Below are 18,953 nucleotides of genomic sequence, written 5' to 3'. Positions count from 1 at the left end.
AGCAGGTCGTCGATCTGGCCCTTCGTCGGCTTGACGACGATCTCGGGATCGATCAGGCCGGTCGGGCGGATGATCTGCTCGACGATGCCGTCGGCGATGCCCATCTCGTAGCGGCCCGGAGTCGCCGAGAGGTAGACGGTCTGGCCGACGCGAGACTTGAACTCCTCCCACTTCAGGGGCCGGTTGTCCATCGCCGAGGGCAGGCGGAAGCCGTGCTCGACCAGCGTGCGCTTGCGGGAGGCGTCGCCCTCGTACATCGCACCGATCTGCGGCACCGTCACGTGCGACTCGTCGATCACGACGAGGAAGTCGTCCGGGAAGTAGTCGAGCAGGCAGTGCGGGGCCTCGCCCGACTCGCGGCCGTCGATGTGGCGGGAGTAGTTCTCGATGCCGGAGCAGAATCCGATCTGCTGCATCATCTCGAGATCGAAGGTCGTGCGCATCCGCAGGCGCTGCGCCTCGAGGAGCTTGTTCTGCTTCTCGAGGTCGGCCAGGCGCACCTCGAGCTCCTGCTGGATGGTGTCGATCGCACGGTGCATGACGTCCTGGCTGGCGACGTAGTGCGAGCCGGGGAAGACCGACACGGAGTCGAGCTTCCGGACGATGTCGCCGGTGAGCGGGTGGAGCGTGTAGAGCGCCTCGATCTCGTCGCCGAACATCTCGATCCGGATCGCGAGCTCCTCGTACATCGGGATGATCTCGATCGTGTCGCCCCGCACCCGGAAGGTGCCGCGGGCGAAGTCGACGTCGTTGCGCGCGTACTGCATCGACACGAACTTGCGGATGAGGCGGTCCCGGTCGACCCGCTGGCCGACCTGGAGCGCCACCATCGCCTCGAGGTACTGCTCGGGCTGGCCGAGGCCGTAGATGCAGGAGACGGTCGACACCACGATCACGTCGCGGCGGCTCAGGAGCGAGTTCGTGGTGGAGTGGCGCAGCCGCTCGACCTCGGCGTTGACCGAGCTGTCCTTCTCGATGAAGGTGTCGGTCTGCGGGACGTAGGCCTCGGGCTGGTAGTAGTCGTAGTACGAGACGAAGTACTCGACGGCGTTGTTGGGGAACAGCTCGCGGAACTCGTTGGCGAGCTGCGCGGCGAGGGTCTTGTTGTGCGCGAGCACGAGCGTGGGGCGCTGCACGGCCTCGACGAGCCAGGCCGTGGTCGCGGACTTGCCGGTCCCGGTGGCGCCCAGCAGGACGACATCGGTCTCGCCGGCGTTGATGCGGGCGCTCAGATCGGCGATCGCGCCGGGCTGGTCACCGCTCGGCTTGTACTCGCTGATGACCTCGAACGGGTGCACGGCACGGGTTGGCTCCATGGTTCGAAGCGTAGCCGCGACCACCGACACCGGACGGCGCGTGCGCTGGCGGCGAACGGGGGTGCGCTCTCCGGCCGGGCCGCTCGGCCACGAGGGCGGGTGTCCGGGACGGACCGTCAGCGGGCGAGACGCTCCCACAGCGCGTCGGTCCGAGCGAGCGTCTCCTCCAGCGTGCCGGAGGAGTCGATCACGACGTCGGCGAGGGCGAGGCGCTCCTCGTCGCTCGCCTGCGACGAGACCCGCGCACGAGCCTCCTCCTCGGTCAGTCCCCGGAGGGCGACGAGACGCTCGATGCGGAGGTGCTGCGGCGCGTGCACGACGACCACCTCGTCGAACTCCCCCGCTCCACGGCCCTCGGCGAGGAGGGGGACGTCGTAGACGACCACCGCGGCCGGGTCCGCCTCGGCGGCCTCCGCGAACAGCCGCTGCGAGCGGAGCGTCACCGCCGGATGGGTGATCGCATTGAGGTCGGCGCGGGCCGCCGCGTCCGAGAAGACGATCGCGCCGAGCGCCGGGCGGTCGAGCGCGCCGTCCGCGCGGATCACGGACGGGCCGAAGCGCTCAGCGATCGCCGCCAGCGCCGGCTCCCCCGGCTCGACGACCTCGCGCGCGAGGACGTCGGCGTCGACCACCACCGCTCCGTGCTCGGCGAGACGGCGGGCGACGGTGGACTTGCCCGAGGCGATGCCTCCGGTGAGGGCGACGAGATGCACCCGGCCACCCTACCCAGCGCCGTCGCCCGGAACGCCGAACGGCCGGCCCCCGAGGGGACCGGCCGTTCGATGCGATGTGCTCGCGATCAGTTGTTCGAGGACAGCTTCTCGCGGAGCGCGGCGAGCGACTCGTCGTCGGCGAGGGTGCCGCCGGTGGTCGACTCGCTGGTGAAGCCGGCGCCGACCGAGACGCCCTCGGAGACGGTGGCCGCCTCCTCCTGCGACTTGGCCACCTGGGCCTTGTGGGCCTCCCAGCGCGCCTGAGCAGCGGCGTACTCCTGCTCCCAGGCCTCGCGCTGCGACTCGAAGCCCTCGCGCCACTCGTTGGTCTCGGGGTCGAAGCCCTCGGGGTACTTGTAGTTCCCCTGGTCGTCGTACTCCGTGGCCATGCCGTAGAGCGCCGGGTCGAACTCGGTGCCCTCGGGGTCGACGTTCTCGTTCGCCTGCTTGAGCGAGAGGGAGATGCGGCGACGGTCGAGGTCGATGTCGATGACCTTGACGAACACCTCTTCGCCGACCGACACGACCTGCTCGGCGAGCTCGACGTGCTTGCCCGACAGCTCGGAGATGTGGACGAGGCCCTCGATGCCGTCCGCGACGCGGACGAAGGCACCGAACGGGACCAGCTTCGTGACCTTGCCCGGCGCGACCTGTCCGATCGCGTGGGTGCGGGCGAAGACCTGCCACGGGTCCTCCTGGGTCGCCTTGAGCGAGAGCGACACGCGCTCGCGGTCGAGGTCGACCTCGAGGATCTCGACGGTGACCTCCTGGCCCACCTCGACGACCTCGGAGGCGTGCTCGATGTGCTTCCAGGAGAGCTCGGAGACGTGGACGAGACCGTCGACCCCGCCGAGGTCGACGAACGCGCCGAAGTTGACGATCGACGACACGACGCCCTTGCGGACCTGACCCTTGTGCAGGTTGTTCAGGAACGTGGTGCGGCTCTCGGACTGGGTCTGCTCGAGGAGCGCGCGACGCGACAGGACCACGTTGTTGCGGTTCTTGTCGAGCTCGAGGATCTTCGCCTCGATCTCTTGGCCGAGGTACGGCGTGAGGTCGCGGACGCGGCGCAGCTCGATGAGCGAGGCCGGGAGGAAGCCGCGGAGGCCGATGTCGACGATGAGACCGCCCTTGACGACCTCGATGACCGAGCCGGTGACGACGCCGTCCGACTCCTTGATCTTCTCGACGTCGCCCCACGCGCGCTCGTACTGCGCACGCTTCTTGGACAGGATCAGGCGACCCTCCTTGTCCTCCTTCTGGAGGACGAGGGCCTCGACGCTGTCGCCCACGTTGACGACCTCGGAGGGGTCGACGTCGTGCTTGATGGAGAGCTCGCGCGAGGGGATGACGCCCTCGGTCTTGTAGCCGACGTCGAGGAGGACCTCGTCGCGGTCGATCTTCACGACGGTGCCTTCGATGAGGTCTCCGTCGTTGAAGAACTTCAGAGTCTTTTCGACCGCGGCAAGAAAGTCTTCAGCAGACCCGATGTCGTTGATCGCGACCTGCTTGGTTGCCTTGTCGGTCGTTGCGGTTGTCATTAAGGGATGCTCCAGGATGGATGGGTCTCGGGCGGCGGCCGCCTGCGGGCCTCGCGGCTCGGCGGAGTGGTGACCACTGCGGTGGTGAGGGATGTGCCTCCGGCCCGGGAGCCGCGCTCGGCCGGCCGGAGGACCGGCCTTCCTCGCGCGCCGCGGGCACGGCGGCGCCACAGATGTGACACCCCAGCTTAGACGCCCCGGGAGGCGCACGGCAATCTCGCCGCGCCCGTCCAGGCGCGGGTTCCGGAGTCAGCCGGCGAGGGAGGAGCGGAGGGTGTCGAGACCGACGCCGCCGAGGTCGAGCGCCCTCCGGTGGAAGGCCGCGAGCGAGAACGCGGCGCCCTCGCGCGCCTCCGCCTCGTCGCGCAGCTGCTCCCAGATCCGCTGCCCGATCTTGTAGGACGGAGCCTGCCCCGGCCAGCCGAGGTACCGGTTCACCTCGAAGCGCACGAACGCGTCGTCCATGTTCACGTTGGCCCGCATGAAGTCGAGGGCCGACTCGGCGGTCCAGACGGTGCCGGAGCCCGGCATCGGCTTCTGGAGGTGCACGCCGATGTCCAGCACGACGCGCGCCGCGCGCATCCGCTGGCCGTCGAGCATGCCCAGGCGGTCGGCCGGGTCGTCGAGGTAGCCGAAGCGCTCCATCAACCGCTCCGCGTAGAGCGCCCAGCCCTCGGCGTGGCCAGAGGTCCCGGCGAGCTGACGGCGCCAGGTGTTGAGGCGGGCGCGGTTATGGACGGCCTGGCCGATCTGCAGGTGATGGCCCGGGACGCCCTCGTGGTAGACCGTGGTCAGCTCCCGCCAGGTGGCGAACTCGGTGACTCCGGCCGGGACCGACCACCACATCCGCCCCGGGCGCGAGAAGTCGTCGCTCGGACCGGTGTAGTAGATGCCGCCCTCCTGGGTCGGCGCGATCCTGCACTCGAGGCGGCGCACCTCCTCCGGGATGTCGAAGGCGGTGCCGGCGAGCTCGCGGACGGAGCGGTCGCTCGTCTCCTGCATCCAGGCCTGCAGAGCGTCGACGCCGTGCAGAGTGCGGGCCGGGTCCGCCTCGAGGTGGGCGATCGCCTCGGCGACGGAGGCGCCGGGCAGGATCTCGCGCGCGATCGCCTCCTGCTCGGACGTCATGCGGGCCAGCTCCTCGATCCCCCACTCGTAGGTCTCGTCGAGGTCGACGACAGCGCCGAGGAAGCGGCGGGAGTGCAGCGCGTACAGCTCCCGGCCGACGGCGTCCTGCTCGGTCGCGGCGGGGGCGAGCTCGCCCCGGAGGAACTGCGCGAGCAACCCGTAGGCGGCCGAGGCGCGGCGGGCGCCGTCCTCCAGTCGCTGAGCGAGCGACGCGGGCAGGGATCCGGCGGCGGGAGCGGCCTCCGCGGCCAGCTCGGCGAAGAACCCGCGGGGAGCGGCGATCTTCCGCGCCTGCTCGGCGACGAGCTCGACCTGGCGGCGGGCGGGGACCACGCCGGTGCGGATCCCCTCGCGCAGGGTCTCCGCGTAGCCCTCGAGGGCGGCCGGCACGGCCAGCAGCCGCTCGGCGACCGCCTCCCAGTCGGCGACCTCGTCCGTCGGCATCAGGTCGAAGACGTCGCGCAGCTCCTGCGCCGGGGACGCGATCACGTTGAGGTCCCGCAGCGGCAGACCGGCGTCGTGCCCCTCCAGGGAGAGCCGGAGCTCGGCGCCGAGGTCGGCGGCCGTGACGCGGTCGACGTCGTCCACGGGGTCGGCGGCCTCGAGCTCGGCGAGGGCCGAGGCGGTCGCCGCCCGGGCCTGCTCGAGACCGGCCGGCGAGTAGTCGCCCAGACGGCCGTTCGCGCCGCTGCGTCCGATCGCGGTGCCGAGGGTGGGGTCGAGGTCGACGAGCGTGTCGACCCAGCGCTCGGCGACGGCGTCGACGGCGGTGGGCTCGCGGGGGGTGTCGGTGCTCATGCCTCCGAGCCTAGCCAGGCGCTGCGGCCGGCTCAGTGCGCGGCGACGTCCCAGTCGGACCCGTGGCCCACCTGCACCTCGAGCGGGACGCTCAGGTCGGCGGCACCCGCCATCCGGCCGCGTACGACCGCCTCGAGCGGCTCCTCCTCGCCGGGGGCGACGTCGAAGATCAGCTCGTCGTGCACCTGGAGGAGCATCCGCGAGCCGAGCCCCTGCTCGTCGAGGTCGGCCTGCACGCCGATCATCGCGCGCTTCATGATGTCGGCGGCCGAGCCCTGGATCGGCGAGTTGAGTGCCGCCCTCTCGGCGTTGTCGCGGAGGACGCGGTTCGCGCTCTGCAGGTCGGGGAACGGACGCCGGCGTCCGAAGATCGTCTCGGTGTAGCCGGTCTCGCGGGCCTGCTCGACGACGCTGCGGAGGTAGTCGCGCACCGCGCCGAAGCGGACGAAGTAGTCGGTCATCAGCTGCTTGGCCTCGGCGCTCGAGATGCGCAGCTGCTTCGACAGGCCGAAGGCGCTCAGGCCGTAGGCGAGGCCGTACGACATCGCCTTGACCTTGTTGCGCATGGCCGAGGTGACGTCGCCCGGATCGACGCCGAAGATCCGCGATCCGACGAAGCGGTGCAGGTCCTCGCCGGAGTGGAAGGCCTCGATCAGCCCGGCGTCCCCGGAGAGGTGCGCCATGATCCGCATCTCGATCTGCGAGTAGTCGGCAGTGAGGAGGGTGCTCGCGTCCGCTCCGTGGACGAAGGCGGTGCGGATGCGGCGGCCCACCTCGCTGCGGACGGGGATGTTCTGCAGGTTCGGGTCGTTGGAGGAGATGCGGCCGGTGGCCGTGCCGGTCTGGTCGTAGCTGGTGTGGATCCGGCCGTCGGCGGTGACCGACTTCTCGAGCGTCTCGATGATCTGCTTGAGCTTGGTCGCGTCGCGGTGCTCGAGGAGCAGCCCGAGGAACGGGTGCGGGTGCGACTCCTGCAGGTCTGCGAGGGCGGAGGCGTCGGTGGTGTAGCCCGTCTTCGTGGCCCGGGTGCGCGGCATGTCGAGCTCCTCGAAGAGGACTTGCTGCAGCTGCTTGGGCGAGCCGAGGTTCATCTCGTGGCCGATCTCGGCGAACGCGCGGCTCGCGAGGTCGGCGGCCGAGACGGTCAGCTCGGCGCGGAGGCGCGCCAGCACGTCGGCGTCGATCGCGACGCCGGTGAGCTCCATCGTCGCGAGGACCTGGACGATCGGCAGCTCGATGTCGACGAGCACCGAGAGCATCCCCTCGCCCAGCCGCTCGCGCAGCGGAGCGACGAGCCGGTACGCGTACCAGGCCTCGGTGGCGGGCCCCATCGGCTCGACGGTGGGGACCAGCTGGTTCGGGTCGCCCTGCGCCATGGTCTCGTCGAGGTGCTGCGCGACCTGCGCCGCGAGCGTGGCCGGGTGCCCGGTGGGCTGCACCAGCCAGGAGGCGACGCGGGTGTCGAACGCGAGCCCCGCGACGGGGAGTCCGGCCCTCCGCAGCGCCTTGATCTGGGGCTTCGCGTCGGCGAAGTACTTGGGGGCGGGCCCGGCCAGCCACTGCTCGAGCGCGGTGTAGTCGGGCCGCTCGGCGGCCCACGGGACGAACGCCGTCTCCTTCTCGACCGCGAGGCCCACACCCTCGAGCCCGCCGGCTCCGAGCAGGACCTGCACGGCGACGGGCGCGGTGCCCTTCGCCGACACGCGGTCGAGCCAGTGCGCGAGCTCCTCGTCGACCAGGGTGCGGACGGCGGGTGCGGAGGTCGTGACCACGTCGCCCGCCAGGGCTGCGGCAGCGCCGTCGACGCCCTCCTCCGCGGCGATCGTGAGAACCCGCTCCTGCAGGGTCTTGAACTCGAGGCGGCTGAAGATCTCGCGGACCGCGTCGGGATCGATCGGACGGCGCGTCAGATCGTGCGGCCCGAGGGGGAGCTCGACGTCCGTCACCAGCCGGTTGAGGCGGCGGTTGCGGAGCGCGTTCTCCTTCTGCTCGCGCAGCTTCTCGCCGACCACGCCCTTGATCTCATCGGCGTGGGCGATGATGTCGGCGACCGTGCCGTACTGGTTGACCCACTTCGCGGCCGTCTTGGGGCCGACCTTGTCGACGCCGGGCAGGTTGTCGCTGGTCTCGCCGACGAGCGCGGCGATCTCGGGGTACTGGTGCGGCTCGACGCCGTACTTCTCGAAGACCTTGTCGCGGTCGTAGCGGGTGAGCTGCGAGACGCCCTGGGTGGAGGGGTAGAGCAGGGTGACGTCCGGAGTCACCAGCTGGATGGTGTCGCGATCCCCCGAGACGACCAGCACGCGGAAGCCGGCCTCGGCCCCCTGGCGCGCGAGCGTCGCGAGGATGTCGTCGGCCTCGAAGTCCTCCTTCGACACGGTCCGGATGTTCATGGCGTGCAGCGCCTCCTCGAGGAGGGGGACCTGGCCCTTGAACTCGGGCGGCGTCTCGCCGCGGGTGCCCTTGTACTCCGGGTACTCGCGGGTGCGGAACGAGTAGCGGGAGATGTCGAACGCGACGCCGAGGTGGGTCGGCTTCTCGTTCTTCAGCAGCAGGATCAGCATCGAGAGGAAGCCGTGGATGGCGTTCGTGTGCTGGCCCTCGCGGGTCTGGAAGCTGTCGACCGGGAGCGCGTAGAACGCCCGGAACGCCAGGGAATGGCCGTCGACGAGCAGGAGGGTAGGCTGTTCCGGATCTGACACAGGGCCAGACTACACAGCGCCTCCGACACCGGATCGGCCCGCTCGCGCCCGCCGGTCAGGGCCGCTCCGAGGCTCCAGCGCGAGGAGCGACGTGACCGAGCCGACCCCCACCACGACCGCCTGGATCCGCCCGCCCGCGCTCGACCTGGTCGCCGGGATCGGCCGCGGCATGGGCGAGCTCGCCGAGCGGATGGGGATCCTCTGGCACGAGCTCACCCCGCAGCACTCGGTGGCCTCGATGCCCGTCGAGGGCAACCGGCAGCCGGTCGGCATCCTGCACGGCGGCGCGCACGTCGTGCTCGCCGAGTCGATGGGCTCGATCGCGGCGAACGTGCACGCCGGCGCGGGTCGCCTGGCGATGGGCATCGAGCTGAACGCGAGCCACAGCCGGTCGGTCCACTCGGGCTTCGTGATCGCCACCTGCGACGCGATCCACCTGGGCTCCACCCTCACCACCCACGAGATCGTCGTGCGCGACCAGGAGGGGCGCCGCCTCTCCACCGTGCGGATCACCAACATCATGCGCGACGCCCGCTGACGGGAGCGGACGGGTCCCCCTCGCGGGAGCGGAGGGCGACGACCACGCCCAGGACCGCGACCGCCGTCGGGACCGCCCGTGCCTGCGAGCGACGGGGGATCGACCGGTCGGCCGCGCCGCTCGGGGACCCGGCACCGCGGCGAGCGGCACTGTCAAGCGACGGCGCGCGACTGTGCCCGGTGGTGCCCGAAGGGCGACACTGAGCGGATGAGCCTTCGCCATCTCCTCAAGAGCCTCCCGTCCATGCCCTCCGAGCTGCCCTCGTTCGATGCGGAGGCGGCTCCGGCCGATCCTCTCGAGCTGTTCGCGCAGTGGCTCGAGGAGGCGAAGGACGCGGGCCAGCTCCTCCCCCACGGCGCCACGCTCTCCACCGCCTCCGACGACGGCACCGTCTCGGCGCGCGTGCTCGTGCTGCGCGAGATCGACGAGGCGGGCTGGGCGTTCTCCACCCATGCCACCAGCCCCAAGGGACGCGCCATGGAGGAGAACCCGCACGCCGCGCTGACCTTCTTCTGGCCGGTCCAGGGCCGTCAGGTCCGGGTCGAGGGCCGGGTCGAGCGCGCCTCCGCGCAGGAGTCGGCCGACGACTTCCGCCGCCGCTCCGAGGCCGCTCGCACCGCCCTGCTCGTCGGACGCCAGAGCGAGCCGATGCGCAGCGCGCAGGACTTCGGCCTCGTCACGCTCCAGACGAGCGTCGCCGTGGGCTGCTCGCCCGCGACGCTCGACCGCGAGTGGGCCGTCTACCGCGTCGTGCCCGAGCGCATCGAGTTCTGGCAGGGCTCGACCGCGCCGGAGCAGGATCACACCCGTCTCGAGTACCGCCCGGGAACGACGGAGGCGGGCGGCTCCCCGTGGGAGCGCACCCGCCTCTGGCCCTGAGGCCGTGGGCCCTCGGGCCCGGCCTCGCGCTACGCCTTCTTCGTGCTCAGCTGCTCGATGATCGCCTGCGCGACGTCGTGCATGGTGAGCCGGCGGTCCATGGAGGCCTTCTGGATCCAGCGGAACGCCTCGGGCTCGGTGAGCCCCATCTTCTCGTTGAGCAGGCCCTTGGCGCGGTCGACGAGCTTGCGGGTCTCGAAGCGCTCGACCATGTCGGCGACCTCGGCCTCGAGGGTGAGGATCTGGGCGTACCGCGAGAGGGCGATCTCGATCGCGGGCAGCAGGTCGTTGGGCGTGAAGGGCTTCACGACGTAGGCGAGCGCTCCGGCCTCGCTGGCGCGCTCGACGAGCTCCTTCTGGCTGAAGGCGGTGAGCAGGACGACGGGCGCGATGTGCGCCTTCGAGAGGCGCTCGGCCGCCGAGATGCCGTCGAGCTGGGGCATCTTGACGTCCATGATGACGAGATCGGGGCGCAGCTCGGTGGCGAGGGCCACAGCGGTCTCTCCGTCGCCGGCCTCGCCGACGACCTCGAAGCCGTTGTCGCGGAGGATCTCCACGATGTCGAGGCGGATGAGGGATTCGTCTTCGGCGACGACGACCCGACGGGGTGCGGTCGACGAGGGTTCCTGGTCAGTCACGCCGATGAGCCTACGGTATTCTCGACGGGCTGGTGATGAGCCGGTGTGGCGGAATGGCAGACGCGGGGCACTCAAAATGCTCTGTCCGAGAGGGCTTGTGGGTTCGAGTCCCACCACCGGTACCCGCCTGGTCGCGCGGTGCGCGCCTCCGCTCGCTAGCGTCGTCGGATGAGCACCGACCCCTGGCCCCTGTTCTCGCTGGAGCTGCGCACGCCGCGGCTCGAGCTGCATCCGGTCCGCGACGCCGACCTCGGTCCTCTCGCCGAGGCAGCCCTCGCGGGCGTGCACGAGAGCGGCCGCTCGCCGTTCCCCTCCCCCTGGGCCGAGGCGCCGGCGGAGCGCCTGCCCGGCGAGCTCGCCCGCTTCCACTGGTCGCAGCGCGCGCAGACGACGCGGGAGTCGTGGCGCGTCGCGTTCGCCGTGGTCGAGGACGGCCGGGTCGTCGGCTGCCAGGACGTGGTCGCCGAGTCCTTCGCCGCCACCCGCACCCTGACCTCGGGCTCGTGGCTCACCCGCTCGGCGCAGGGCCGCGGCCTCGGGCAGGAGATGCGCGCCGCCGTCCTCCTCCTCGCCTTCGACCACCTCGGAGCCGAGGTCGCCGAGAGCGCCGCTCTCGCCTGGAACACCCGCTCGATCCGGGTCTCGGAGACCCTCGGCTACCGGCCGAACGGGACGCACCGGATCGTCGGTCCGGACGGTATGTCGGTCGAGGAGCTGCGGTTCCGCGTCACGCCGGAGACTTTGGTGCGGCCGGAATGGACGCTGGAGGCCTCGGGGATCGACGCCGCACGAGCGGTCCTCGTCCAGGACCCGCTCGGTCCGCCCTCCCCCGTCTGATTCACCAGAACATCGTGCCCGGCGAGCCCTTGAACGGACCGACCACGCGCGAGGTGATCCAGCCGCCGTAGAAGTCGCCCGGCTGCGGCTGGACCGCCTCGCCGTCGACCGTGCAGGAGTCCATCCGGCCGGGGTAGAGGGCGACGGTGTCGACGAGGGCCTCGAAGCCGGCCATCGGCTCGGGGTACGTCCAGCCCGCCGCCTCCGCGACCGCTCCTCCTCCCCCGCGCACGGTCAGGTAGGAGGCCGCGCCCTTGAACTCGCAGATGCTGCGGCCGGGCGCGGGCTCGAGCGCCCCGGGCGCGAACGAGGACACGGGGAGGTAGTAGACGGGAGGGTGGCTCGTCTCGAGGACGCGGAGAGCGTCGCGGGACTCGGCGACGACGACGCCGCCCAGCCGCACGACCACGTGCTCGGTGGTGGTCTCGACCCTCGGGGGTCGCGGGTAGTCCCAGACGGATTCCTGGCCCTCGGCGGGCGGCACGCGCTTCATCCCGCTCACGCTACGCGGCGGGGAGCGGTGCTCCGGCGCCTCCCAGAGGATGCCCGGGCGGACGCCGCGGCTCCGCAGATCCCCGCCGCCGGGACGCGCGGGGGCCCCGGTCGCGTAACGTCGTCCCTGCGGCGGAACCCCGAGCCCGCGCGCAGAAGGAATCCAGAGTGCCCACCGAATGCATCCACGGCCTCGACATCGCGCTCTGCGACGTCTGCACCCCTAAGAAGCTCCCCGAGCAGGTCGGCCGTGCCACCCGCGCCCCCGCGCGCGTGCCCGGGACCTCCCGTGCGGCCACCGCCCGTGCCGCCGCCCGCGGCACGGCGCGCGAGAAGCCCCTGCCGAAGGTCGACATCGCCGCGCAGCGGATCTACCACGTCACCCACCTCGACAACCTCGAGGCGATCGTCGCCGTCGGCGCGATCCTGGCGGACCAGCAGCTCCAGGAGCGCCCCGCGATCGACGTCAGCGCCGAGACCACCCGCGAGCACCGCCGTGCCGTGCAGGTGAAGGACGGCGTCAGCGTCGCCGGCTTCGTGCCCTTCTTCCTCTCCCCCGACGCCGCCCTCTGGGCCGACCTGCGCGGCGAGCGGGTCGCTCCGCACTGGTCGCCGAGCGCCCACGAGACCACCGCCTCGCAGTACGTCGTCCTGGTGGGCTCGCTCGCCTCCGCCCCGGTCCTGAGCGACGGCGACGCCTCCCACGTCCTCACGCGCTTCACCGAGGGCGACGCGCTCGTGCGCACCTTCGCGCGCCTCCTGGTCGACGAGCCGGCCCTGCGCAGCGCCGAGGCGCTCGTGCCCGAGCGCTTCCCGCTCGAGGGCGTCGCGACGGTCGGCGTGGCGTCGGTCGCCGCCCGCAACCGCGTCAAGGCTCTCTTCGAGGGCATCGACGCCTCTCCCCGCGTCGCCGTCTACCCGCCGTGGTTCCACCCGGTGGCCGAGGAGGAGTGACCCGGCGCTAGTCGGCCTCGAGGAGGTCGAGGCGGTCGGCCAGGTACCGGCGCAGCGGCATCAGTCCCTGCTCGCCCAGACCGGGCGCCCAGCGCACGAGCACCTCGGAGCCGCGCAGGGCCAGCGGCTCCTGGCCCGACTCGAGCGCTGCGGCGTCCAGTGCGAGGCGCCGCCAGCCGTAGTTGACGATCTCGCCCTCCTGGAACGGACCGTCGAAGGCGGCGCGCCGGATCTCGCGGCGCACCTCCTGCGACTCGGACTGGTTGTTGGCGTGCAGCGGAGCGACGGCACGAGTGACCGAGCCCGTCGCGAGGAGCTCGCCCTCGCGTCCGAGGAGCACCACGCCGAGGCGCCACGCGCGGGTCACCGGCGCCATCACCGGCTTGCGGCGGAAGCCGAGGATCGCGCGCGGCGTCCGCAGCTCGGCGACGGCCTGGTCGGCGATGCCGCGGGCGTCGAGCTCGGCGGAGACCTCGCGCAGGAGCGCGGCCAGATCGGCGGCGGCCTGCTCGGCCCCGGGTGCTGCGGGCATCGCTCCTCCTCGGCTCGTCCCGCCAGCCTACGGGCGCGGTGTGCACCGGCCACCCCGCTCCGCACCGCTAGCATCGCCTGACGACACCGAGGAGGACGAGCGATGCGCGTCATCATGATGGGCCCGCCCGGCGTGGGCAAGGGCACCCAGGCGGCCGTGCTGTCGCGCGAGCTGGGGGTGCCGGCGATCTCCACCGGCGATCTGTTCCGCGCGCACGTCGCCGACGGCACCGACCTCGGACGGCGTCTGCGGGCGCTCGTGGAGGCCGGCGAGTACGTGCCGGACGAGCTGACGAACGCCCTGGTCGCCGAGCGCATCGCCGAGGAGGACGCCCGGGACGGGTTCATCCTCGACGGCTACCCGCGCACGCTCGCCCAGGTGGACGCGCTGGCGGAGCTCCTCGAGGAGCGGGGCACGCCGCTCTCGTGCGTCGTGCTGCTGACGGCCGACGCGGACGTGGTCCTCGAACGGCTGCACGTGCGGGCGCAGGAGCAGGACCGCGCCGACGACGACCCCGAGGTGGTGCGGAACCGGATCGAGGTCTACGAGCGCGAGACGGCTCCTCTGGCGGAGGTCTACGACGAGCGCGAGCTCCTGGTGCGGATCGACGGCTCCGCCTCGCAGCACGAGGTCGCCGCGAGGATCATCGCGGCGTGCCGGCCCGAGTGAGCCGACCCGCCGCGACGCGGGGTCAGATCGCCGAGGCGAGGACCTCGTCGAGCTTGGCCGAGGCCTCCTCGTCGGTGCCCTTCAGGGCGAGCGAGAGCTCCGACACGAGGATCTGACGCGCCTTGAGGAGCATCCGCTTCTCGCCGGCCGAGACGCCGCCCGCCTGCTCGCGGCGCCACAGGTCGCGGACGACCTCGCTGACGCGGTACACGCTGCCGCTGGCCATCTTCTCCTGGTTGGCCTTGAAGCGGCGGGACCAGTTGCTGGCCTCCTCCGCGACGTCGCTGCGCAGGACGTCGTAGACCGCCTGGACTCCGGCGTCGTCGATGATCTCGCGGACGCCGACGAGCTCGGCGTTCTCGACGGGGAGGGTGATGGTGAGCTCGCTGGTGTGCACGTTCATCGTCATGAACGTCTTCTCGACGCCCTTGACCGAGCGCTTCTCGAGCCCGGTGATCGTCACCGCTCCGTGGTGCGGGTAGACCAGGGTCTCGCCGACCTCGAATGTCATCATGTCGTGCCTTTCGTCGTGGGGCGTGGTGGGAGTGAGGAGTCCAGGGGGCGCAGCGGCGCCGCGGCGAGCCAGGCCGGGAGCAGCGCGACGAGGTGCTCGACCAGCTCCTCGTCGGTGCCGTCGAGGGAGCCGGCGAGCCAGGCGCCGACCACGGAGAGGACGCCGCCGGCCGCGAAGACCGCGGTGAGCTCGGGGTCGACCGCTGCGGGGACGTCGACCCGGGCGAGCACCTCGCGGTGCAGGGCGAGCGCCGTGTCGAGCACGGCGTCGTCGGAGGCGACCCGGGCGGAGGCCCGCGCGCGGAGCCGGGCATGGAAGGCGTGGCGGTCGACCAGCCGCTCGACGAGCCGCGAGTAGCCGCGCTGCAGGGCGTCGGCCCCGGAGCGGTCGGCGGGATCGCCCTCGGCGACGTCGGCGACCACGAGGTCCTGGCGGAGCAGCGCGGAGGCGACTCCCGCCGCGTCGTCGAAGTGGGCGTAGAACGAGCTGCGGCTGATCCCGGCCTCGCGCACGATGTCGCTCACGGCGATGCCCTCGGCCCTCTCGCCGTCGCTCTGCATGACGAGCCGCTCGACGGCGTCGAACACGCGGCGGCGGGTGCGCCGGGCTCGCGGATCGGCGGAGCCGAGCGCCGAGGGGGACTCCGCCGCGGGCACGGAGGCGAGGCGGGCGGGAGTCATCGACGTCAGTCTACCACTTCCCGGACAGGTGTGCGGGAAGAGCGTCAGGCGTCGGTGTGCACCTGATCGAGGCCGGCGATGCGGTCGATCGCGGCCTGCTCGCTCGGCGACACCCGGCCGAGATACCGGCCCAGGAACACGAACAGCAGACGGTTCGCCGTGATCGCGGGCCACCACGGGCGCCGGAGGCCCAGGAGCCTCCGCACCTCGGGGCTGAGCGAGGCGACCGCGCCGGCGAACAGCAGCGGGTAGACCACGCCCGCCTCGCCCGGCAGCCGGATGTCGCGGAGGAAGCCGACCGCCTCGTGCACGCGTGCGTCGGGCTTGAGCTCGCCCGCGAATCCGGCGAGCTGCGCGCGGAGCTCCGCGACGCTCTCGGGCGGATCCTCCACTCCGAGCAGCCGGCCGGAGGCGGCCCACTCGCGCACGTAGGCGTCGGGGCCGCCGGGGATCCGTCCGCCCCAGATCTCGTGGGCGCCGAGGAACGCGTCGGTGAAGGCGTCGTGCACCCAGAGCAGCAGGCGGGGGTCCTGCGCCGAGTAGGAGCGCTCGCGCCCGCCGGCGTCCTCGTAGGAGCCGACGATCCGCTCGTGCACGCCGGTCACCCAGCGCGCCGCTCCGCTTGCCGCGGCGGTGTCGCCGAAGCTGGTGGTCAGGACCCAGCGGACCGTGTTGTCGAGGCGGCCCATCGGGTCCTCGCGGTAGCGGGAGTGGTCGTGCACACCGGCCATCGCTCCGGCGTGGAGGGTCTGCATGAGCAGAGCCCGCACTCCGGCGATCATCGTGGGCAGGCCGCCGTTGACGGCCCAGACCGCGCTGCCCGGTCCGAAGAGCCCGGCGTCGTCGCCCTTCTCGAGGGCCACGATCCAGTCGGCGCGGGGGCGGGGGCGGCGGCGTCTCATCCGCTCAGTGTGCGCTCGGATCCTGGGCCGCGGCTGGCCGTTCTGTCACCCTTCGTGGGGCCGTCGTCACTCGGCCAGCAGTTCGCGGACGTCGTCGGCCGACAGCGCCCGGGCGAAGAGCTCGCCCTCGTCGAGCACCGCCGTGCTGAGGCGGCCCTTGCGCTCCTGGAGGCGCACGATCTTCTCCTCGATCGTGTCCGTCGCCACCAGCCGGTACACGTTCACCCGCCGCTCCTGGCCGATGCGGTGCGCGCGGTCGACGGCCTGCGCCTCGGCCGCCGGGTTCCACCACGGGTCGAGGATGAAGACGTGGTCGGCCTCGGTGAGGGTGAGCCCGGTGCCGCCCGCCTTCAGGCTGATCAGGAAGACGGGCGCGGCTCCGGAGCGGAACTCCTCGATCACTCCCGCGCGGTCCCGCGTGGAGCCGTCGAGCTGCACGAACGGGATGCCGCGCCGACGCAGCCGCTCCCCCGCCCGCTCCAGGTACGAGGTGAAGGTGCTGAAGACGAGGGCCCGACGGCCTTCCGCGATCACGTCGTCGAGCTGCTCGACGAGCACGTCGAGCTTCGCGGACGGGACGTGCCGGTAGGCCGGGTCGACCAGGGACGCGTCGAGCGCGAGCAGGCGCAGGAGGGTGAGCGATCGGAACACCGTGAAGCGCTGCCGGTCGAGGTCGTCGACCAGACCCAGGAGCTTCCGCCGCTCGCGCTGGAGGTAGCCGTCGTAGAGCACCCGGTGGGCGGGGGTCAGCGCGACCTCGATCGTCTGCTCCTGCTTCTCGGGGAGCTCCGGCGCCACCGCCTCCTTGGTGCGGCGGAGCAGGAACGGACGCAGTCGTCGGCGCAGTCTCTCGAGGCGGCGGCGCGCGCCCTCGGTGTGGCTGACGGTCCGTCCCTCGGACAGATCGGGCGAGGCGATGCCGACGGGCGCCTCCGCGTGCAGGATCGGCCGGGTGTACTCCTCGCGGAAGCGGCGCAGCGGCGGCAGGAGCCCGGGCGCCACCAGGGCGAGGACCGCCCAGAGCTCGTCGAGCGAGTTCTCCAGCGGTGTGCCGGTGAGCGCGAGCGTGACGGGCGCGCCGACCTCGCGGGCGGCCCGGTGCGTCTGCGAGGCGGGGTTCTTGACGAACTGGGCCTCGTCGAGGATCAGCGCCGACCACGTCCTCGACGCCCAGCGCTCGCCGCCGAGGCGCAGGACCGCGTAGCTGGTGAGGACCACGTCCGCGTCGGCCGGGATCGCGTCGAGCGCGCCCTCCCGCGAGCTCGCGACGACGTGGACGCGCAGGGCGGGCGCGAAGCGCTCGGCCTCCGAGCGCCAGCCCGGCACGACCGAGGTGGGGGCGACCACGAGGAACGGCGCGCGGCGGATCCCGGCGCGGCCCGCCTCCTCGACCGCGTCGAGCATCATGGCCAGCGCCTGCAGGGTCTTGCCGAGGCCCATGTCGTCGGCCAGGATCCCGCCGAGCCCGTGACGGAGGCGGTGCACGAGCCAGGCGTAGCCCGCCCGCTGGTACGGACGCAGCCGGGCGGTCAGGCCCTCCGGCGGCTCCACGTCCTCCGGCGACCCGGCGGCCAGCGCGGAGTCGAGCACGGCGCGCCACGCGTCGGAGGGGACGCTCTCGTCGGCGAGCTCCTCCAGCTCGTTCCACAGCCCGGCCTGGTGCCGGCCGAGCCGCGGTCCCGTCTCCCACTCCTCGAGCTCGTCTGCCCGGGTCAGCAGTTCCCGGAGCCGGTCGAGGCCGGGGTGCGCGAGCGAGAGGTAGGAGTGGTCGACCAGGCGGATGCGGTCGCCGCCCGCGGCCAGAGCGCGGAAGAGGGGCAGGAACGGCACGGTCGCGTCGCCGATGGTCACGACGACGCCGAGGTCGAACCAGTCGGCGCTCTCGGTGTCGACCGCGGTGATGGTGAGCGTGAGCGGTCCGGTCAGCAGGCGGTAGTCCGGGGCCGCGCCCTCGCGCTCGATCCGGACCCCGCCGATCCCCTCCAGCTGCGGGAGCTGCTCCACCACGAACACCGCCGCCTCGGCCCCGCGCAGGACCGCGCTCGTCCCCGGCTCCGGCACGAGAGCGGACCCGGCCTCGCCGAGCACCGAGCGCACCCGGCGGAGCACCGCGCGCTCGAGAGCGGCGTCGGCCGTGCCGTCGAGCTCGCCCGCGCGATCGGGCGAGCGGCGCCAGTGCCAGCCCACCCTGACGGCGCGCCGCGGCTCGAACGAGACCGTGCAGACCAGGCGCGGGGGCTCCGGATCGTCCAGGACGAGGTCGACGCCCTCCTCGCGGACCGCGACGCGGCCGCGGAGGGCGGGGAGGTGCTCGCCGACGAACTCGGGCACGTCCTCCGCCGGGACCTCCGTCTCCTCGGGGTGGTCGAGGAGCCGCAGCTCCTCGTCGTCGAAGGGCAGGGACGCGGGCGCGAGCAGGAGCGAGGACGGATCGCCGCCCTCGACCGCGTACACGCCGTGCCGGGCGACCGGACGCGCCGACTCGGGTGAGTGCTCCGCGCCGTCGATCCGCAGGACGGGCCGCAGCCGCAGGCCTCCCTCCTCGGCCGAGACCGTCACCGCCACATGGGCGGGTCCGGCGAGGCGGACCGCGCCCTTCTCCGGGCCGAGCAGCGGGATCCCGGCGGCCTGCGCCTGCTCGAGCAGCCGCCAGAGCAGCGGGCTCTCGTAGTCGTCGAGGTGGATCCAGTCGGGGTCCTGCCCCAGGTGGACGGTGCGCGTGGCGCGGTGCAGAGCCGCGAACTCGGCGAACCAGCGCTGGTGAGCGGGGTCGAGCGAGAGCCGGTGGGTCTGGAAGTTCAGCGACTTCCAGGTCAGGGTGGTGCGGTTCCAGGCGCCCCCGCGCCCGCGGACGACGGGGCGGGTGGCCAGACGGTGGTCGCGGCGCTCGTCGGCGTCGTAGGTCTTCGCCGTGACGCGCTCGCTCGCCGGCGCCCGCCACGGATCGTCGGCCCGGCGCACCAGCCGGCGCAGCTCGAACTGCAGCCCGATCGGCGTGAGGACGGGCGGCGACTCGGCCTCGGCGGATCCGCTGAGCTCGCCGATGCGGGCGCGCCAGGAGGAGGGGGTCGACTCGGGAGGCACCGCCCCATGCTGCCACGCGCCGCCGACACCCCCGCC

17 protein-coding genes and 1 tRNA gene are annotated in these 18,953 nt (G+C 72.6%); 6 read left to right on the top strand and 12 right to left on the bottom strand.

Features of this window, described 5'->3' with window-relative positions; genetic code table 11:
* The 5 genes from C5D04_RS12085 to polA all read right to left on the bottom strand — a co-directional run.
* Positions 1–1,316, bottom strand: a 1,316-nt coding sequence (locus tag C5D04_RS12085) for a DEAD/DEAH box helicase family protein (protein WP_181130029.1), incomplete at its 3' end; no start/stop codon positions are given.
* Between the two features lie 116 nt (positions 1,317–1,432).
* Entirely contained in the window at positions 1,433–2,029 is a 597-nt protein-coding gene (coaE, locus tag C5D04_RS12080) for a dephospho-CoA kinase (RefSeq protein WP_104221899.1), read from the bottom strand.
* Positions 2,030–2,115: 86 nt separating this feature from the next.
* Positions 2,116–3,570 (bottom strand): 30S ribosomal protein S1, encoded by a 1,455-nt coding sequence (gene rpsA, locus C5D04_RS12075; RefSeq protein ID WP_104221897.1) that lies wholly within the window; start codon positions 3,568–3,570, stop codon positions 2,116–2,118.
* 249 nt (positions 3,571–3,819) lie between these two features.
* Positions 3,820–5,496 (bottom strand): DUF885 domain-containing protein, encoded by a 1,677-nt coding sequence (locus C5D04_RS12070; protein ID WP_104347763.1) that lies wholly within the window; start codon positions 5,494–5,496, stop codon positions 3,820–3,822.
* A 32-nt stretch (positions 5,497–5,528) separates the two neighbouring features.
* Entirely contained in the window at positions 5,529–8,198 is a 2,670-nt protein-coding gene (polA, locus tag C5D04_RS12065; protein ID WP_104347762.1) for a DNA polymerase I, read from the bottom strand.
* Between the two features lie 91 nt (positions 8,199–8,289).
* On the opposite strand from polA, the gene C5D04_RS12060 reads away from it, so the two are divergent.
* A complete protein-coding gene (locus tag C5D04_RS12060; protein ID WP_374953134.1) occupies positions 8,290–8,736 on the top strand; it encodes a PaaI family thioesterase in 447 nt (148 codons plus the stop codon).
* A gap of 207 nt (positions 8,737–8,943) precedes the next feature.
* Positions 8,944–9,615, top strand: a complete 672-nt coding sequence (locus tag C5D04_RS12055; protein WP_104232645.1) for a pyridoxal 5'-phosphate synthase — start codon at positions 8,944–8,946, stop codon at positions 9,613–9,615.
* Between the two features lie 29 nt (positions 9,616–9,644).
* Here C5D04_RS12055 and C5D04_RS12050 read toward each other — a convergent pair whose 3' ends face one another.
* Entirely contained in the window at positions 9,645–10,253 is a 609-nt protein-coding gene (locus C5D04_RS12050) for an ANTAR domain-containing response regulator (RefSeq protein WP_104221889.1), read from the bottom strand.
* Positions 10,254–10,292: 39 nt separating this feature from the next.
* Between C5D04_RS12050 and C5D04_RS12045 the strand changes: the two genes are divergently transcribed.
* Together C5D04_RS12045 and C5D04_RS12040 are read left to right on the top strand one after the other, a co-directional pair.
* A tRNA-Leu gene (locus C5D04_RS12045) sits at positions 10,293–10,375 on the top strand.
* Between the two features lie 46 nt (positions 10,376–10,421).
* On the top strand, positions 10,422–11,090 hold the full coding sequence (locus C5D04_RS12040; protein ID WP_104347761.1) for a GNAT family N-acetyltransferase: 669 nt from the start codon (positions 10,422–10,424) through the stop codon (positions 11,088–11,090).
* A gap of 1 nt (position 11,091) precedes the next feature.
* On the opposite strand, the gene C5D04_RS12035 is transcribed toward C5D04_RS12040, so the two are convergent.
* Positions 11,092–11,583, bottom strand: coding sequence for a DUF427 domain-containing protein (locus tag C5D04_RS12035; RefSeq protein ID WP_104221885.1), 492 nt, complete (start codon positions 11,581–11,583; stop codon positions 11,092–11,094).
* A gap of 167 nt (positions 11,584–11,750) precedes the next feature.
* Here C5D04_RS12035 and C5D04_RS12030 point away from each other — a divergent pair, with 167 nt between their 5' ends.
* Positions 11,751–12,536, top strand: coding sequence for a DarT ssDNA thymidine ADP-ribosyltransferase family protein (locus C5D04_RS12030; protein WP_104347760.1), 786 nt, complete (start codon positions 11,751–11,753; stop codon positions 12,534–12,536).
* A gap of 7 nt (positions 12,537–12,543) precedes the next feature.
* Here C5D04_RS12030 and C5D04_RS12025 read toward each other — a convergent pair whose 3' ends face one another.
* Complete coding sequence (locus tag C5D04_RS12025) at positions 12,544–13,068, bottom strand: hypothetical protein (RefSeq protein ID WP_104347759.1); 525 nt, start codon at positions 13,066–13,068, stop codon at positions 12,544–12,546.
* Between the two features lie 102 nt (positions 13,069–13,170).
* Between C5D04_RS12025 and C5D04_RS12020 the strand changes: the two genes are divergently transcribed.
* On the top strand, positions 13,171–13,737 hold the full coding sequence (locus C5D04_RS12020) for an adenylate kinase (protein WP_104325422.1): 567 nt from the start codon (positions 13,171–13,173) through the stop codon (positions 13,735–13,737).
* Between the two features lie 22 nt (positions 13,738–13,759).
* Here C5D04_RS12020 and C5D04_RS12015 read toward each other — a convergent pair whose 3' ends face one another.
* From C5D04_RS12015 to C5D04_RS12000, 4 genes are all read right to left on the bottom strand, one after another.
* A complete protein-coding gene (locus tag C5D04_RS12015) occupies positions 13,760–14,248 on the bottom strand; it encodes a CarD family transcriptional regulator (RefSeq protein ID WP_068257183.1) in 489 nt (162 codons plus the stop codon).
* Entirely contained in the window at positions 14,248–14,931 is a 684-nt protein-coding gene (locus C5D04_RS12010) for a TetR/AcrR family transcriptional regulator (RefSeq protein ID WP_104221877.1), read from the bottom strand. The genes C5D04_RS12015 and C5D04_RS12010 overlap by 1 nt, the downstream gene beginning before the upstream one ends.
* A 44-nt stretch (positions 14,932–14,975) precedes the next feature.
* Complete coding sequence (locus tag C5D04_RS12005; RefSeq protein ID WP_104257832.1) at positions 14,976–15,833, bottom strand: oxygenase MpaB family protein; 858 nt, start codon at positions 15,831–15,833, stop codon at positions 14,976–14,978.
* Between the two features lie 66 nt (positions 15,834–15,899).
* The gene (locus tag C5D04_RS12000; RefSeq protein ID WP_258065287.1) at positions 15,900–18,917 is read right to left on the bottom strand and encodes a DEAD/DEAH box helicase; all 3,018 of its coding nucleotides are present in this window, start codon (positions 18,915–18,917) and stop codon (positions 15,900–15,902) included.
* Positions 18,918–18,953: the final 36 nt, after the last annotated feature.

Origin of the sequence: Rathayibacter sp. AY1D2, assembly GCF_002932695.1 — a bacterium.
In the GTDB taxonomy this organism is placed as follows: domain Bacteria; phylum Actinomycetota; class Actinomycetes; order Actinomycetales; family Microbacteriaceae; genus Rathayibacter.
Note: the sequence above shows the minus strand (reverse complement) of the source record. Positions and strands in the feature narration are given on the sequence as shown.

What these genes read in the sequence shown, in the direction of transcription:
- C5D04_RS12020 (WP_104325422.1), top strand. Translation starts at nt 13,171, where the DNA reads ATGCGCGTCATCATGATGGGCCCGCCCGGCGTGGGCAAGGGCACCCAG.
- C5D04_RS12005 (WP_104257832.1), bottom strand. Translation starts at nt 15,833, where the DNA reads ATGAGACGCCGCCGCCCCCGCCCCCGCGCCGACTGGATCGTGGCCCTC.
- C5D04_RS12070 (WP_104347763.1), bottom strand. Translation starts at nt 5,496, where the DNA reads ATGAGCACCGACACCCCCCGCGAGCCCACCGCCGTCGACGCCGTCGCC.
- C5D04_RS12035 (WP_104221885.1), bottom strand. Translation starts at nt 11,583, where the DNA reads ATGAAGCGCGTGCCGCCCGCCGAGGGCCAGGAATCCGTCTGGGACTAC.
- rpsA (WP_104221897.1), bottom strand. Translation starts at nt 3,570, where the DNA reads ATGACAACCGCAACGACCGACAAGGCAACCAAGCAGGTCGCGATCAAC.
- C5D04_RS12055 (WP_104232645.1), top strand. Translation starts at nt 8,944, where the DNA reads ATGAGCCTTCGCCATCTCCTCAAGAGCCTCCCGTCCATGCCCTCCGAG.
- C5D04_RS12010 (WP_104221877.1), bottom strand. Translation starts at nt 14,931, where the DNA reads ATGACTCCCGCCCGCCTCGCCTCCGTGCCCGCGGCGGAGTCCCCCTCG.
- C5D04_RS12040 (WP_104347761.1), top strand. Translation starts at nt 10,422, where the DNA reads ATGAGCACCGACCCCTGGCCCCTGTTCTCGCTGGAGCTGCGCACGCCG.
- C5D04_RS12025 (WP_104347759.1), bottom strand. Translation starts at nt 13,068, where the DNA reads ATGCCCGCAGCACCCGGGGCCGAGCAGGCCGCCGCCGATCTGGCCGCG.
- C5D04_RS12015 (WP_068257183.1), bottom strand. Translation starts at nt 14,248, where the DNA reads ATGACATTCGAGGTCGGCGAGACCCTGGTCTACCCGCACCACGGAGCG.